General features: G+C 33.6%; 12 protein-coding genes. 2 read left to right on the top strand and 10 right to left on the bottom strand.

The window, feature by feature from the left end; genetic code table 11:
* Window positions 1-18: 18 nt before the first annotated feature.
* A complete protein-coding gene (locus tag AAEO59_RS02655) occupies window positions 19-3,267 on the top strand; it encodes an efflux RND transporter permease subunit (RefSeq protein WP_341699202.1) in 3,249 nt (1,082 codons plus the stop codon).
* Window positions 3,260-4,711 (top strand): TolC family protein, encoded by a 1,452-nt coding sequence (locus tag AAEO59_RS02650; protein ID WP_341699201.1) that lies wholly within the window; start codon window positions 3,260-3,262, stop codon window positions 4,709-4,711. The genes AAEO59_RS02655 and AAEO59_RS02650 overlap by 8 nt, the downstream gene beginning before the upstream one ends.
* A gap of 140 nt (window positions 4,712-4,851) precedes the next feature.
* Here the strand turns inward: AAEO59_RS02650 and AAEO59_RS02645 are convergent, their stop codons facing one another.
* From AAEO59_RS02645 to AAEO59_RS02600, 10 genes are all read right to left on the bottom strand, one after another.
* Window positions 4,852-6,861 carry an LruC domain-containing protein gene (locus AAEO59_RS02645; protein ID WP_341699200.1) on the bottom strand — a complete coding sequence of 670 codons (2,010 nt, stop codon included), beginning with the start codon at window positions 6,859-6,861 and terminating at the stop codon, window positions 4,852-4,854.
* 141 nt (window positions 6,862-7,002) lie between these two features.
* Entirely contained in the window at window positions 7,003-8,052 is a 1,050-nt protein-coding gene (locus AAEO59_RS02640; protein ID WP_341699199.1) for a YncE family protein, read from the bottom strand.
* Between the two features lie 74 nt (window positions 8,053-8,126).
* Window positions 8,127-9,317 carry a glycosyltransferase gene (locus tag AAEO59_RS02635; RefSeq protein ID WP_341699198.1) on the bottom strand — a complete coding sequence of 397 codons (1,191 nt, stop codon included), beginning with the start codon at window positions 9,315-9,317 and terminating at the stop codon, window positions 8,127-8,129.
* A gap of 5 nt (window positions 9,318-9,322) precedes the next feature.
* A complete protein-coding gene (locus tag AAEO59_RS02630) occupies window positions 9,323-10,528 on the bottom strand; it encodes a glycosyltransferase (protein WP_341699197.1) in 1,206 nt (401 codons plus the stop codon).
* 6 nt (window positions 10,529-10,534) lie between these two features.
* Window positions 10,535-11,695 carry a glycosyltransferase family 4 protein gene (locus AAEO59_RS02625; RefSeq protein ID WP_341699196.1) on the bottom strand — a complete coding sequence of 387 codons (1,161 nt, stop codon included), beginning with the start codon at window positions 11,693-11,695 and terminating at the stop codon, window positions 10,535-10,537.
* 4 nt (window positions 11,696-11,699) lie between these two features.
* The gene (locus tag AAEO59_RS02620; protein ID WP_341699195.1) at window positions 11,700-12,782 is read right to left on the bottom strand and encodes an acyltransferase family protein; all 1,083 of its coding nucleotides are present in this window, start codon (window positions 12,780-12,782) and stop codon (window positions 11,700-11,702) included.
* A gap of 28 nt (window positions 12,783-12,810) precedes the next feature.
* The gene (locus tag AAEO59_RS02615; protein ID WP_341699194.1) at window positions 12,811-14,010 is read right to left on the bottom strand and encodes a glycosyltransferase; all 1,200 of its coding nucleotides are present in this window, start codon (window positions 14,008-14,010) and stop codon (window positions 12,811-12,813) included.
* A gap of 40 nt (window positions 14,011-14,050) precedes the next feature.
* A complete protein-coding gene (locus AAEO59_RS02610) occupies window positions 14,051-14,989 on the bottom strand; it encodes a phosphoribosyltransferase (RefSeq protein ID WP_341699193.1) in 939 nt (312 codons plus the stop codon).
* A gap of 28 nt (window positions 14,990-15,017) precedes the next feature.
* On the bottom strand, window positions 15,018-16,508 hold the full coding sequence (locus AAEO59_RS02605; RefSeq protein WP_341699192.1) for an O-antigen ligase family protein: 1,491 nt from the start codon (window positions 16,506-16,508) through the stop codon (window positions 15,018-15,020).
* Complete coding sequence (locus tag AAEO59_RS02600; RefSeq protein ID WP_341699191.1) at window positions 16,508-17,896, bottom strand: lipopolysaccharide biosynthesis protein; 1,389 nt, start codon at window positions 17,894-17,896, stop codon at window positions 16,508-16,510. The genes AAEO59_RS02605 and AAEO59_RS02600 overlap by 1 nt, the downstream gene beginning before the upstream one ends.
* Window positions 17,897-17,902 lie beyond the last annotated feature (6 nt).

Genomic DNA, 17,902 nt, shown 5'->3' with positions numbered 1-17,902 from the left:
CCCTTAAATAACAACAAAATGTTTAAAAAGTTTATTCAAAGACCGGTCTTAGCGATTGTTATTTCGGTCATTATAGTCTTTATGGGGTTGCTTGCCATCAAACAATTACCCATTTCGCAATTTCCTGAAATTGCGCCAACAACCGTAAACATCTTTATCGCCTATCCGGGTTCGAGTTCAGATGTATTAGTAAAATCAACATTAATTCCGCTGGAGACAGCTATCAACGGTGTACCGGGAATGCGTTACATTGCATCGGATGCAACCAGTGCCGGAGAAGGAACCATTCGTGTCATTTTTGAACCGGGAACCGACCCCAACGTCGCCGTAATCCGGGTAAAAACCAGGGTCGATCAGGTAATGCCTTTATTACCGGACTTAGTACAACGCGAAGGGGTTATCATTACACCTGTTCAGCCAAGTATGTTGATGTATGTGGATTTGTATAGCAAAAAAGGGCATGAAATGGATGAAAAATTCCTTTACAACTATGCTTATACCAACATGCTTCGCGAAATACAACGTATTAACGGAATTGCCAGTGCACAAATCCTTGGTAGCCGTAAATATGCAATGCGTGTTTGGTTAAAACCGGACAGAATGCGTGCTTACAACATTTCGGCAGAAGAAGTAATGAAAGCCATGCAGGAACAAAGTATTCTGGCAAGACCGGGAAGACTTGGACAAAGTTCCGGAATAAAATCGCAATCGCTCGAATATGTATTAACGTACAGAGACCGTTTTAGTGATGCTCAGGAATACAAAGACATCATCATTAGAGCTAATGCAAATGGTGAAGAAATAAAATTAGGCGATATTGCCAAAGTAGAATTAGGAAGTGAATTTTACGATATCTATGACAACTTAGATGGTAAACCATCAGCTTCTATCGTTTTAAAACAAACGCTGGGAACTAATGGTAGTGATGTAATTAGAGACGTAAAAGCCAAACTAAAAGAACTGGAAAAAGACCTTCCACCGGGAGTAGGTTATAAAATTAGTTATGACGTATCGAGTTTCTTAGATGCCTCAATCGAACAGGTATTAGACACACTTAGAGACGCTTTCGTTTTAGTATCCGTTGTAGTATTCTTGTTTTTAGGAGATTGGCGTTCTACATTAATTCCGGTTATCGCCGTTCCTGTATCGTTGATTGGAGCCTTCTTTGTCATGCAGATGTTTGGCTTATCCATCAACCTGATTACCCTTTTCGCCTTAGTATTAGCCATTGGTATTGTGGTCGATGATGCCATAGTTGTTGTGGAAGCTGTACACGTAAAAATGGAAGAAGAACATCTTACGCCATTCAAAGCTTCCAAAGCGGTATTAGGGGAAATTGGGGGAGCTATTATTGCAATCACATTGGTAATGGTTTCTGTATTTATTCCTATTTCGTTTATGTCGGGACCTGTTGGGGTATTCTACCGTCAATTTTCTATTACCATGGCGGGATCGATTATTATCTCGGCTGTTGTTGCCTTGACGCTTACCCCTGTACTTTGTGCCATGTTACTAAAACACAATCATGGTCATGCTAAGAAAAAATCCCCTATTGATCGTTTTATTGATTGGTTTAACAGAGGATTTGAAAAATTGACCGGACATTATGTAGGTATATTAAAACACATTGTAAACCGAAGAGTGATTACTTTCGGAATTCTAATCGGATTCTGTTTTGCGACTTATTTTACTAACGAAGCGCTTCCAGCAGGATTTATTCCAAGTGAGGATCAGGGGATGATTTATGCTATTATCCAAACTCCTCCGGGAACGACATTAGAACGTACCAATGATGTTGCCAAAAAACTGCAACAAATTTGTGAAGAAATTGACGGCGTATCTTCTGTATCCTCTTTAGCAGGATATGAAATCATGACGGAAGGTCGTGGATCAAACGCAGGAACCTGTTTGATTAACCTGAAACCTTGGGACGAAAGAAACCATTCGGTACATGAAATCATGGAAGAATTGGAAAGCAAATCCAAAAACCTGGGAGCCGTTATCGAATATTTTGAACCACCAGCAGTACCTGGATTTGGTTCATCCGGAGGTTTCTCTTTACGTTTATTAGACAAAACAAACGGAACTGATTATCAGGAATTCCAAAGAGTAAACAACGAATTCCTTGCTGAATTAGAAAAACGTAAAGAACTTACAGGTGTCTTTACTTTTTATTCTGCCAATTATCCGCAGTTAAAACTGAATATTGACAATAAAGCAGCAATGCAAAAAGGAGTTTCTATTGGTAAAGCTATGGACAACCTGAATATTCTTATTGGTAGTACTTACGAACAAGGATTTATCAAATTCGGTCAGTTTTTTAAAGTTTATACTCAGGCTGCTCCTGAATATCGAAGAATTCCTTCTGATTTGGAGAAATTGTTCGTGAAAAATGAGGCTGGCGAAATGGTCCCTTATTCTGCTTTCATGAAGGTAGAAAAACAATTAGGACCTAATGAGATTACGCGATACAACCTTTACAATTCGGCTGCAATTCGTGGACTACCGGCTAAAGGCTACACCAGTGCCGATGCTATTAATGCCATTAAAGAAGTAGCCAAAGTAAAATTACCAAGAGGATATGATATTGCCTGGGAAGGATTATCATATGACGAGGCTAACAGAGGAAACGATGCACTGTATGTATTTGGTATCGTATTGATATTCGTTTATCTGGTTTTAGCGGCACAATATGAAAGCTTCTTATTGCCTTTGGCGGTATTATTATCATTACCTGTTGGATTCTTTGGTTCATTTGCCTTATTACAATTAATGGGATTATCAAATGACGTTTATGCTCAAATTGGGGTTATCATGCTTATTGGATTACTTGGTAAAAATGCCGTATTGATAGTAGAGGTAGCCGTCCAGAAGCGTTCGCAGGGAATGAGTATTGTAGATGCGGCTATGGAAGGAGCTAAATTGCGTTTCCGACCAATTTTGATGACCTCATTTGCCTTTATTGCCGGATTAATTCCATTAGTTATTGCAACAGGAGCAGGTGCTATCGGTAACAGAACCATTGGAGGATCTGCTATGGGAGGAATGATTATCGGAACCTTATTTGGAGTTTTTGTTATCCCTGGATTGTATTACACCTTTGCTAAAATGAGCGATGGAAAAACTATGATTCAAGACGAACATAACGAACCTGCTTCTGAAGAGTTCATGAGAGCTAGTGAGGGAGATAGCAAACTCAAATTAAGGCTGAAAGAAATCAACAAACAATTGAAAAAATTAATGAAAAGAGAGGAAGACAATGAATAATCCAATTTTCAAATTTATAAACATAAGGTCAGTGCTGGGACTGACCTTATCTACCCTTGTTTTTCAAAGCTGTGTACCAACAAGAACCGTACGCGACGAAAAAAAGGATTTACCGGAACAATTTCAAAATGTAGCTTCAAAAGACACTACCAATTCGGCTCAAATCAAATGGAAAACCTTTTTTAATGATGCTAATTTAGCTGCACTTATCGATACTGCTTTAGTCAACAATCAGGAGCTGAATATCATGTTGCAACAGGTTGATATTGCTAAGAATGAAATTCAGGCTAGAAAAGGAGAATACCTTCCATTTGTAGGTGTTCAGGTAGCTGCTGAAGTAGAAAAAGTAGGTCGTTACACCAGCCAAGGGGCAAACGATGCCAATACCGAAATTAAACTAGGAAAAGAATTCCCTGAGCCCTTACAAAATTACAAAGTAGGTGCTTTTGCCCGCTGGGAACTGGACGTTTGGAAAAAATTACGCAATGCCAAAAAAGCAGCAGTTATGGAATACCTTTCTTCTGTTGAAGGTAAAAACTTTATGGTTACTAGTTTGATTGCTGAAATTGCTGATTCTTACTATGAATTGCAAGCTTTAGATAATAAACTGGCTATTTTGACTAAAAACTTAGAGTTGCAAAACAATGGATTGAAGATTATCCGTTTGCAAATGCAGGCCGCTAAAGCAACTGCTCTGGGTGTACAAAGACTGGAAGCAGAAGTATTTAAAAACAACAGCGAATTGTACAATGTAAAACAAGATATTGTTGAAACTGAGAACAGATTAAATTTCTTAATAGGTCGTACTCCTCAACATATCAATCGTGATTCTGACCATTTTATAGAACAAAACATAGATACTATTTATGCCGGTATACCTTCACAGCTCTTAACTAATCGTCCTGATATTAGACGGGCAGAGTATGAATTGCAGGCCGCCAAACTGGATACACAGGTGGCCAGAGCAAATTTTTATCCGTCATTTACGTTAAGAGCTGGTGTAGGTTTAGAATCGTTCAAAACGCAATATCTTACTACTATGCCTGAATCTTTGATTTATGGCTTAGCCGGAGATATGGTAGCTCCTTTAATTAATAGAAATGCTATTAAAGCTACATATTACAATGCGAATGACAAACAGTTACAAGCTGTTTTTGATTACGAAAAAACCATTTTAAATGCTCATATCGAAGTATTAAATGGTTTATCAAAAATTGAAAACCTGAAGAAAAGCTATGAGCAAAAAGAACATCAAGTGGCTGCTTTGACCAATTCAATCGAGATCACTAATAAGCTTTTCAGCGCGGCCAGAGCCGATTATATGGAAGTTTTATTAACGCAACGCGATGCTTTAGAATCCAAATTACAATTGGTGGAAACCAAAAAAGAACAACTAACTACCAAAGTTAACATGTACAAATCATTAGGCGGTGGATGGAACTAATTGCCATTTAAAGTTTGATAGTCTTTAAAAATACCCCTAATGAAAGACAAAGCCACTCTACTCCGGAGTGGCTTTGTTGTTTAAACTAAATTGAAACCATTTTTATGATATAACCTTCTCTTCAATCACATATAGTCATTTTATTCTTGAATTAACTCAACATTTCTATTTCCGGAATTATCTTTATACCAATCTTGATATAAAGTCCCACCAGAATTAGCCCATTTAACAAAGAAATTATAAGCATTAGCAATGTTTATTTTTTCTTTAGGAACTTTAAAGTCATGAATAAAGCTAATGGCCCAAGGCATTCCTTTATCCGAAACATAATTCCCTTTATTATCGCGATTCACACCCGTTATTTGAAAATGATTATCTCCAAGAGAGGTAGGTTTAGCATATGGCAAATGGATTTCTCGAGCTCGATCTTTATTAGCGATTATAAATGGATTAAAAGGAGCTATTCCTAGTTCTGAAGTACTAATAGGCTGCGTAAACTCGATAGTTATAGTACGCTCATTAAATAAATTCTTAGCCGCATCTGTCAAAATAATAACTGCATGCTCTTGATTTGCTTCGGTTCCATTAGCACTTTTAACAATATAATTTTCGGTCAAAACAGTTCCGGTTACATTCTTAATTTGCGATGGTGATAGATTAGTCATTTCTATACCTATTCCGTCTGTATATCCTGCTCCGTTAGATTTTACACGGCAAATAATATCCATTTGCACGGCTAAATTTTGAGCATTTAATTTTGCAATTACCTGATAATTTAAAGCTACATCGTTAAAATCATAATCGCCATAAGAAGGCCACAAATCTTCAAACGCAATCGTTCCAGTACCATATTTACTTGGAGTAAACAACTCAAAAGCTACTTGAGCATTCAACGGTGAAGCATCGTCTTGATCTGGAACACCATCTTGGTCAGAATCTACTACAGTATCAACGGTTGTATAAACTCTAAAAGTGGTCAAATCATTAATACTACGTTTATAATCGGTGTTATTCTTAGCATTGATACCGTAAACATACTTCCATCCACCTGTTTGCGTATCCATAATGATTAAATCAGAACTTGAAGCATTATTTGAAAGCCATAAATCTTCATTAGAATCAAAAGTCATAGAAGTAGGTTGAAATGGCAAATTATCTGCACTTATTCGGGTACTTTGGTAAACGTTTGACTGATCAAGTACTAATTTATACAGTCCGGAAAATGTACACAAAAATAAGGTTCCATCTTTTGCGAAAGCTAAATCTCCACCATTTACATTATGAAGTCCCACAATTGATTTGGCTGCACTAAGTGCTCCTGTAGTTGGGTTTATAGTATATATTTTATCGAGTCTTGAAAAATAAAGCAAGCCATCATTTGTATTAAAATCAAGTCTTGGACCACTTACACCTATATTTTTAACGGTTGTCCAGGTATCAGTTGCAATAGAATATTTCATCAATGGATATGGACTTTCATTACCTACGGAATACAAACATTTATTTGCTTGATCAATGGCACAGGTAACGCTTCCCATTGGCATTTGAGACAAGAATGTCAATTTGCCATCTATTGGATTTACTTGAAAAAGTTCGGCTGCACTATTAACACAATACAAATAATCATTTACAATAGTGGTAGCTGTTGATTTATTAAAACTATTATTTACTCTTTTTGTTGTAACTGGCTTGCTATAGGTATACGAAGCTGCCCCATTTTCAATAGAAATAACTGAAGAGGAAAAATTAAGATTGTTTTTTCTTCTTACATACAATTTATTACAGTATTTAGACACATTAATAGTTTGAACCAGAACTCCATTAGTAGGAATTCCTGAAAATATTAATTCGTCTAATACCTCATTTCGATAAATAGGTTCAGTAACCAGTTGATCATTTTCATTTAAAAACGTTTTATCACCTGCATAATAAGGCTCATCTGAATAGGCATAGACATCATACTTAGAAAAAGCTTCCGCATCATTTATTGTAATTTTCACAAGTCGATAAGTACTAAAATCAAATGTTTTATTTGTAATAGTTATATCAGTACTGTTTTCACTTTCATTTTCAACATCCGGAGCACTACAAGCGTGAAATAGCAATACTATTGAGAAAATTTGTGTCAATTTTAAAAAAAATGTTTTCATAACTAATCATTAAAATAAGGTTATAGATTGCTATATATTAAGTAAAACTAAAATTTATCACTAAAAACCTACTAACATATTCGTTTAATACAAATTAACTATCGATAAGCTGTTGCTTTCTGTAGATATTTGGATTACAAATTATTCTATTAAAACCATAGCTTCTGGAACTTCTCCAGTTTGTATTTCACTCACAAAATCAAAAGAATGCATATCTAAAATTTGAATATTATTAGCATTAGAGTTAGAGATAAAAGCATACAAACCATTAGGATGCATTACAATATTCACAGGCCAGGGAGTATGATAAAGTGCTCGCTCCATTGCTGTTTGCTTTCCGTGAATACTCCTATTTACAATTACTTTTTTAGATTTTTGATCAAAAACAGAAATTGTCCCATCTTTTAAATTGGCCACTAAACAGTATTTGCCCTCTCTGGAAAACTTTAAACTTATGGGTTGCTTCCCTGTTTTTAAAGTCTGAGAAACTTCATTCTTTGAAGTGTTTATAATACTTATTGAATTATCGTCTCTATTTGTAACCCAAATTTCAGATCCATCTGGTGTACAATCAATACCAATGGCACCTTTACCACAGGAAATATTCTTTACAAGCTGATTAGTAATTAAATTAACAACACTAACTGAACCCGATTCTCTATTTGATATATAAGCAATGGGTAATTTGGGATGAATTACAAAAAAATGGCTCCCCTTTTGTTTCGTTGGAATTCTTTGTTCAATAGTTTCCGTTTGTGTATTAATTACTAAAAATTCATTACTGATGGCACTTACAACACCTACTTTGTTCGCTATTGGTAAAGAAACAATACCTTCTAAACCAGATACTCCTTCAGAAAAAGAAATTGTTTTCTCAACTTTATTACTATCTATATTAAAGATTAGAATCTTTTTATGTTTGTATTTTTTAGTATTGTAATTAGCAATTACTAGTTTATTTTTTCCTAACAATTTTGCAGCTCCATGCGATTCAATTGCAACAGGAATGGTTGTTATCTCTCTCCCTTTAGCCAAATCAAAAACGGTAATATCTTCACTTTTTTTATTGAAGACATATAATTTGCCATTGGTTTTAATACTATATGAAGGCCATCTGACGATAAATCCAAAGACAAAAAACAGCAACAACAATGCAAATACTGGGTATACTATGTATTTTATTTTTTTCATTTATCTTAAAAAAAGCTGCTTGTATCGAACAGGGTTTAATCTTAGATTTAATTCATTTTCTTCTTTAGTTACAACTACGAAGCTCTTTTAGCTCGTTCCCAGTTTACGGATTGCGACTTTTTCATATATCTAAAAAACCCAAGAACAACCGATAAATTCATAATAAAAAAGTAATAGGGAACAAATAAAATTTTAACCCTTGTTTCTCTATTCTCTAAAAACCAACCTAATAAGGCGGACACATAAAATAGCAATTGAAGCCAAAATAAAACAGCATACAAACCAAAAGAAAATATCCCTTCGTCAATTGCAATTACGGTTAAAATAGGAATTAATAATACTAAACATAACGGGGTTAAACTCCATCTCAAAACGCGATGAGAAATATATTGAAAGGACAAAGTGCCATATTTGAATACATTAAGTAAAGATCTTAATCTTACAATAGACTGTATTCCTCCTGCTGAAATTCTAATTTTACGTTTAAGTTCTTCTTTTACATTTGCCGAGGCTGTTTCCACTGCATAAGCTTCAGGATCATATTGTATGGTATAACCTTGTTGAGCAACGCGTAAGGATATGATAAAATCATCCAGCAGGGTATCTTTTTCAACATGTTGATATAAGTTTGTTCGAATGGCAAACAATTCTCCTGCGGCACCTACCACCGAATACAACTCAGCATCCCATTTTTTTAGTGTTGATTCGTATTTCCAATAAATACCTTCGCCAGCGCCAGAAGCGACATCTGTTTCTTTATTAATAATTCGTTTTTCTCCAGAAACACAACCTACTTGAGGATTACTAAAAAGATTGACAATACGTCTGATAGATTCCTTTCCAAGGTTGGTATTTGCATCACTAAAAATTACAATAGGCGTTTTTACATATTGCATTCCCCTGTTCATAGCTCCTATTTTCCCATTTCTTTCCTCTAAATGGTGTACGGTAGTATTGGGATAATTTTGTAATAAATCAGGAGTTCCATCATCAGAACCATCAGTAACCCAAATGATATTTAATTTTTCTTTAGGGTAATCCAGTTCTAAAGAATTTTTCATTTTAGCCGCCACATAATCCTTTTCATTATAAGCAGCAATGAATAGTGTTACCTCAGGTTCATAATCTAAATTCATTTTTTCTTTTTTCCCTATGTTAAAAAGTCGTCTTATTTTGATTATTGCGAATAACAAAATACCGTAACCCACATAGGTGTAAACTATGATAAACAAGAATACCCAAAAAATTATTTTTAATACAATCATAGCTTTTATTGTTTGTTTTTACTTTTTGTTTCGATGGCTTGTTCTATAATATCTCCAAAGGCCACTGCTCTATTTTCCCAAGAATTTAATTTAGCAAACTGAATTCGGGTTTGAATCAGCTCCTTACTGTCATTTTTTAATTCTTCTTCGATATACTTTTTAAAATACTCTTTGTTTGGGGCTACTTTCACCATAGACTTAAAATCTTCTAAATCAGCAAAGGCAGTCATCACCACGGGCACACCAACAGCTAAATATTCATTTATCTTTAAAGGATAAATATTTTTATTGACTTCATTCATTTTATATGGAATTATACCCAAATCATATTTGGACAACAATTGAGGCACTTCATGTGCTTGAACAGAAGGAAAGAAAGTCACATTTTTAAATTGAGACAAACGCTCTTTTATTTCCTGATTCAACAAATAGCCAGTAAATTCGAATAAAACATCTGGTAATTGCTCGATAGCAAATTCCATACTATCTATATCAAAACGAAAATCCAAAGTGCCAATGTAACCTACTTTTTTAACGGTATTAGTGGCAGTAATATCACTTTTTGCATAAGGAACAAAAAGCTCAAAATCGACACCGTTTTTTACAACATAGCTGTTTGGATTCAACTTTTTCTTTTCTGCGTTTAAATAATCAGAAGTGTTTATAATACAGTCTACTTTTTGACAAAATTGTTTCTCTATTTCATAAATTCGGGACTTATGCCTTTGTGTATCCATTCCATCATAACAATAGTAAATGGTCAAAAATTCCTTTAATTGGTTTAGCATTGGTAAACCATACATGGGATTATAAGCAGTAATAATAATGGGATTGTCTAATTTTAATTTCTTAATAGTTTTACGAAGTTGTCGTTTGTAAATAAACTTATTAATGCTAAATATTTTATTAAAAACAGAATCATTATTTATAAAATCTACCGGCAATACAGGAGGTACGACTAAATGTTTAACAACGGCTCCAGTGGCCGTTTTTTCGTCAATAATTCTTGGTTTAAGACCTAACATGCGCCCAACCTGAGCTCGTTGTTTTCCTAAAACAGACATTACAACATCTTTAAGAGTAAAAGGATATTCTACAAAAACGACCGTGTTTTTTTCAGCTAAAAGCGACAACAATTGAACGGTAGACTTTGTGAATTCGCCGTGCCAGGTAGTTTGAGAAATACAAATGATATTTTTTCCTTCTAACATAATCTGCTATTTTTTAGAAGTTTCAGCATGAATTGATTCATATAATTTCAGGTATTCTTTAGCCATATTTTTCCATGAAAACGCTTTACTTCGTTCTAAACCTTGGTCACAAAGCGTTCTTCTGTAAGCATCATTTTCTATTATCTTAATTAATCCTTGTGTAATTTCTTCGGGATTAAACGGATTAACAATATGTGCTGCATCAGCTGCAATTTCGGGCATTGATGATGTATTTGATGTTATTACCGGCACATTACAACGCATGGCTTCGAGCATTGGAATTCCAAAACTCTCTCTTAATGAAGGATATAAAAAAACACTGCATTGCGAATAAATAGCAGGCAAATCAGAATTAACGACATAGCCAGTTAATACAATATGGTCAATGAGCGCAGGGTCGTTAATTTCAACTAACAATTTAGTAAGCTCCGTTTTATCATAATCAAGCATGACTAACTTAAAGTTAGTTTGGCTTTGTTTTAAAAAATCCGAAAATGCTTTTAAAGTCCCTTTAGTATTCTTTTTAGGATCGGTGTTCCCAAGGAAAAAGAAATAATGATCGGGTAATTTATATTTTTCTTTTACCCTTTGTAATTCATCTTTATCGGTTACTTTTTTAAAGTGTTCACTCACACCGTTATAAATTGCATCGAGTTTCGCATCTCCTTTAATTCCAAAGAATTCTCCAATTCTATTTTTCTCAAAATGAGAAACGGTAATTACTTTTTTGCTCTTTTTAACAACTCTGGGCACAACAAGCTTTCTATAAATATTTCCAAATTTTTGATAACTGCTTGCACTACTTGTTACAATTTTCAAATAGCTACTTTCCATGTAAATAATATCATGAAGAATAGTAACTAAAGGGATACTTGTAAAAAAAGGAGCCGTATTACTAGTACAATGCAGGATATCACAACCATATTTCTTAGCAGCTCTAGGCAATCCTATTTGTTCCCATGTAGGATAAGGACCAGCATTTATTTCGATGATCTTAAAATTAGCCGTTTCTTTAAGGGCTGAATGATCTTCATCTGGTTTTACAAAAATGAAATATTCGTTTGTATGGTCTAACTCCTGAAGATTCTTTATGAGTTCTAATGCAACCATATCCATCCCATGTTTCTTTTTTCTAAAAAGTCTTTGTCCTTCAATACCTATTTTCATTGCACTAATTATTTATGGGTTGTTTCAGTACCGCGTTATGTAAGCTATTTTTAATTTTGGTATACACCACTACTTCCAGTAAATAGGAAAACACAAACATTACAACAATATAAAGTAGACACTCTACCACTCTATTATGGATAAAGTCTAGATACGTTGCTTGTATGACTAAGTAATGATGTGAAATATAAATGACATAAGAAATGGGCGCCAGATATTTAAAAACGCCAAAAAAACGGTTAAATCCAAACCAGTTAAAATGATTCCAGATAAGCGCTCCAAACATTACGATGAATGCAAAAACAAAATTGCGCAATTCCACTATAGGATATGCCACTAATGGATATTGGTAGGTTTTAGTATAGTTGAAATTGAAATACAGATTCAATCCTAAAAGAATAATTATTGCCATCAATACAAAGGCATAAGATTGCATTGATTTAAGGCTAAATTTAGCTCCTTTGAGATAAATATCGGCAAATTGAACACCAATCCACCATAAAGCAAAATACATTAGAATTCTATTCAAAAAAAACGGATAAAAAAGATAGGTAATCGCAGCCAAAATTGTTAAAATGTTTACCCAAGTATTGATTTTAGAAGTACTAACATTTTTTATTAGAGCCATAAACAGCATATAAAACCACCACTCATAAGACAATGACCATAGCACGCCATTTCCCATATATACTGATGAAATTACATTAGGCTTTAGCGAAATCACATCTTGTAACATCAATAAATTACCTAAAAGCGTACCCCATTCCGGATCAGCAATACTGCCTTCGTTATAACACTTAATACCATATGCCAATAAAAAAATGAAAAGCAAGGGAACATATATCCGTACCAACCTTTTGAAAAAGAAATTTTGAAATGATTTATCTGTTGCTTTTTCCCAGGAATATTTAATCACAAAACCACTCAGAATAAAAAACATAATCACAGCTTCAGAACCAAAACGAAATAGAATACCGATGTTGATACCTAAAAAGAAGATCTTTTGAGGCAACAAATGGAAAAGCACAACATAAAGTGCGCAAAATCCTCGAATAGCTTCTAATTTGTCTATTTTAGTATTGTTCATTCGTTTAATTAAAAACTTAACAAGTGGGTTATTTAGCCTTTATTTCTTCTGAAGTAGAAGTATGCTGGGTATGAATAAATGTTTTATTGGCTCCTTTTATTTTAAGCAATGAAAGTAACATCATGAGCATTCCTTTAGGCAAACTAGCCAATGCTTTCAAGGTTTTTAAATTATAGAAAGATTTTGGAACCGAGAAAATAAAGGACAACAAGCAAGCTCCAGCCAAAACAATCCAAGATAAATTTAATCGCTGTTGGTCTAAAAAATAATTAGAGACTAGAAAAGCAAAACTACATAGTAAAACAGCTCCTAACAACAATATTCTGGGAGGTTGAATAAATTGAATTGCTTTGTCAAAATAATCTACGTTGCCTTTTACTACCAAATCTTTACAAGCACTTAAAATATCTTTCTTAAAATAATGCAACTGTGCCGAAAGCCATCTACGGCGTTGATTTCCAAAAACCTCCGATTTTTGAATTTTTTCATCATAAACAATCGCATCGTCCAGATAAACTATCTTACGACCTTCTTTTAACATTTTTAATTCTATTTCCTTATCAAAACCACCTACTGCGGTAACGGTAGACATGAGCGATTTAAAATATTCATATCTAAAAGCCATCCCTGAACCAATGATCGCCGATGACAAGCCTAAAACTCGGTGTCCTTTTCTAAAAATGTTATTGTTTATTTCTTCACTAATAGCGTCAAGTATTGCCCAGGAATTATTAGTATTTTTAGCTGTTCTATGACCTTGAACCGCTATAAAATCGTATTCAAAAACTGCATTTATTTTCTCTAAAAAATCAGAAGCCATTACATTGTCAGCGTCTAAAACAACTGCAATATCGTATTTACTTTCAATGGTAGCCATTGCTTTATTTAAGGCTTTTGACTTTGTACTCTTATCAAAACTAACTTCAACAACTGTAATAGGCAAAGTTTTTAATTTTGAAATAGTTTCCTCTTGAAAAGAATCGGCAATTATTACTACATCATACAAATCAGAAGGATAATCTTGTTGTAAGGCTAAAGTAGCCACTTCTATAATAACACCGTCTTCCTTATAACCCGGAATAAGAACCGCTATCTTTTTTCTATTTCCGTTATCGCTATATTTTTTTTGTTTGTAAAATAAACTTGCGGTTGAAAAAAGCAAGATATAGAGCGTTGCTAATCCCAAAAGACTTAGTAAAACAATTTGTATGATGGTATATAGTAGCATAATTATGGTTTATTTGAAATTATTAGCATGTATGCGACCGTTATTTTAATTTTCTAATCTTATCTCTAATTTTTAAGGCATACTTTCGTAAAAATGGCAGGTGTTTTCCACTTTTGAGATTATACAAGAAAGATTCTGATTCAAAAATCATTTCGAAATTAGCGGTACATAGAACTGGTTTTTTCGAAATTCGGTTAATTTCAATCGCTTGGTTTAATTCACTTTCTACAAATAAGACATAAGGTTTTGCTAAATAAGCTTTGGCCTTATGATCACCATGATTATTCGCTCTTTGTCTAGCTTCCATATTTGGCAAATCAAGCATAACCAAATCGTTGTATTTAATATTATTTGCTTTCAGCCAGGTTTCCGTCTCCTTACGATATTTTTCCAATCGTGAAGTGACAATGGTACCAATTTTACTTCCCGGAATAAATAGTGGCGGCGCATTTAATATAAAATCGATATACTTTTCACCATCATCATTTTGCTCCGGCAAAGGATCGGCACATAGTACACCATCGATATCAAAACAAGATTTTTCAAGAGTTGTATGGTTTAATATATTCCATTGAAAATATCGTGGTAATGGAACTATTTCAAAAAAATAATCTACCATTTTTTCCTTTCCAGGTATGACATAAATAGCACAGTATTTAATATCAAATTTAGCTTCATGGTCTTTTAAAATTTCTTTTACCTCAATCATCGCAGATCCCGAAGCAATACTATCATCAACTACTAAAACTTTCTTATGCTCTCCGGAATCAAAAAACTGACTTCTTGCTCCAGCTTTATAAATATGACCATTTAAAAAAGAATCAATATCTGTATAGGGTTTGTTAAGGTATAATGACAATAAATTTGCCGGTAACATACCGCTTCTTGGCACTCCTACAATTAAATCAAAATCACGCGGAATGATACTTAATTTTTGAAGAATGATATCATTTAAGTTTTTTATATTTCTGTAATACATGGCTTTAGGCTTTAATATTTAGGTTAGTTTAGTAATTTAGTGACTCATTCAATACATTTTGTTGTTCTTCATTTTCTTTCTCAAATACTTCAGTATTTAATATAATAGCCATAGTAGCATAAATTAACAAGGCAGTAGGCATTTGTCCTAAAACGGCATTACCATAAGATGCCACCATTATCCCGGCCATCCCGGCTATTAATGCAGCTATTTTATATTTTAAAAGAGTATCCTTTATCTTGAACATTACGATAAGACTTGCCTTAATCATCACATAAAAAAGTATGGCGAGATGAAGTAACAAGCCCACAATACCTTGTTCAACCCAAATTAATACATACCAACTATCCGTTGCCACATTAGAAAGAAAAGCATTAGGCAAATATTTTTGAGCTTTGGTACCGCCATGACCTATTCCTCCTCCAAATGGTCTTGAAGCCAGATAATTTTTTAATATTTTTTGATTTTCAAGCCTTACTTGTAAGGAAGCATCATTAGGATCAAAAGCCGTTCGCATTCTCCTTACCTGAGCATTTCCCTGAGCAATAGTAGTATATTTAAAAAACACAAATACAGCAGCTAAAAACGCAACCCCAATGACAATTACTTTTACATTTTTACTTAATACAAAATAGGTCATAAATCCAAATATCGGCACACTTAATGCTCCCCTAGTACCTGAAATTACCATCCCATATATTCCTAAAAGGCCAACTAAAATGAAAAAAAACTTAGCGAATGCCTTTTTTTGAGACAGTGCATAAATTAAAAAAACAACTCCAGTATATCCTTGATTTGCACCAAATTGGCCTGCATCACTATAAAAAGAAAATACTCTTAATTTTCCAAATAGAATATGTGTCTTGTAACTTCCTTCATTTAACCATTCCTGCTCTGCAAAATCAACTCCAAAAACCATTTGCATAATTCCTTTCAAAGTAGCTAGAATTGAAAAAAAACCCCAAACGTATAAGAGATAATCTAATTTTTTATTGGTATCAATAAACAAAAGTGTTAACGGAATAAAAAGTAATGGATAAAATGCAATTCCCCTACCCGAAATCCAAGCCTCAATGCTTCTGGCTTCAGGATTGATAATTTCAAAAAGTGAATATCCAAACCATATTATGCATAAATAAGTAATGTCTTTTTTGGCAGGTGTCCAATCTATTTTTTCCCAAAACTTATTTATAAATAAAGCAATATAAGTCAAAACGAGTATGCCATCTATTCCAAAACCCAATGGTAAGCCCTTTATATACCTTCCTACGCCAAGAAGAAGGAAATTTAAAGCAATTGCAACATAAAATCCTATTATGGGAAAACAGAATAAATAATAAAAGAATACAGCGCCAAACAACAAGGCTAAAATGGCTCCTATACCAATTATTCCTAGTTTCACTACGAGAATCCCAAATACAGAAAACACCATAAAAAGCAGCAATAAATACATCGGTTTAGATATATTCATTGAACCTGAATGGTTTTCAAATGGATTGATGTTATTATTCTCGTTCATTATCTAATATTATTTTCTATTCTCACACAACGCTCATATCGATTGTGAGTTATTTTATTAAATAGAGATACATAAAACAAAATTCCTTTTGTAAAAATGGCCGAATAAGACAGTGATAACTCTTTGTTGAGAAAGTACATTCCTAACCAAATTCCAATTATGGTAAAAAATATAGAAGCTATAGCAACCAGAATTAATGATTTGAATATAAAAATAGCGATCAAATCACCAATTATATTCGCAACAAGCATTACAAAAACTTTTATAGCGTTGATTTTTGGTTTATTAATACTGTCTAAGCTTACGCCAGTCATTCGATCAATAGGCAGTAACAATCCATACAAAGAAAACACTCTAACAATGGCAACAACATTAAATCCTGTAATAGGATCTGTTACTAAATATTTGTGACCACTTATTAGCAGAACAAAGAATTCAGCAAAAACAAATGTCACTAAACTGATTCCTACGAAAAAATAGGTCAATGCCCCTGAATAACTATAAAATAAACTCTTTACCTCATCAAGTTGATGTAATAAACTAGCTTTAGACATTTTAGGAAATGCAGTTGCAACAAAACTTCTAAGCGGAATTTGCTGTAACTCTGTTAACTTTAAAGGAATGCTATATAAAGCAACAGCAGCACTCCCTAATGGGCTTAAACTAATAATTAAAGTATCCACACTTCGCAATAAATTAGTTCCTATCAAAGTAAAAGTGGTGTATTTTCCAAAGTGTAATAACTCTCTATTTGTTTCACTACTGGCTTTTTGGATATAAAATATCCCATCCCATCCTAAAAGCAAACTAATAAGTGATGTAATAGCATTGATAACAACCAAAGCTATAATTAATTCATTAAGACCAAGTGGCATTATCAAATAATGAAACAATATTATTAAAAAACCTCCTCCACTATTAATCGCTTTTAAAGCTAAAATTTGGACATACTTTCTATCTGCTTGCAACACAACTAAAGCTACATTCCAAGGAAGATTTAAAAATGCCAATAAAGGATACCAGGTAAAAAACATATCATATCCCGAATGCTGAATCGCCTCAGGAAATAATACTTTACACAGAATTAAAATCACTGCAATAACAACAGTTGCGCCTAAACTTATTAATGCATTAGAACCTATTAATTTTACTCTGTAAGAACCATCAGCTCCTGAAAGATATCGAATCAATCCTGTATTTGTAATCCCAAATCGAAACATTTCCACGAATGAACTTGCAGAAATAAACAGTACCCATTGACCAAAAACATCTTGTGAAAAACTCCTGGCAAGAAGTGCAAATCCTCCAATACCCAAGATAGCAATCACAACGTTTCCTGTCAATGATAGAAAATTATCTTCTCTTACTATTTTCTTTAGCATTTTCATCTACAA

This window comes from Flavobacterium flavipallidum (assembly GCF_038289905.1).
Lineage (GTDB): Bacteria > Bacteroidota > Bacteroidia > Flavobacteriales > Flavobacteriaceae > Flavobacterium > Flavobacterium flavipallidum.
Note: the sequence above shows the minus strand (reverse complement) of the source record. Positions and strands in the feature narration are given on the sequence as shown.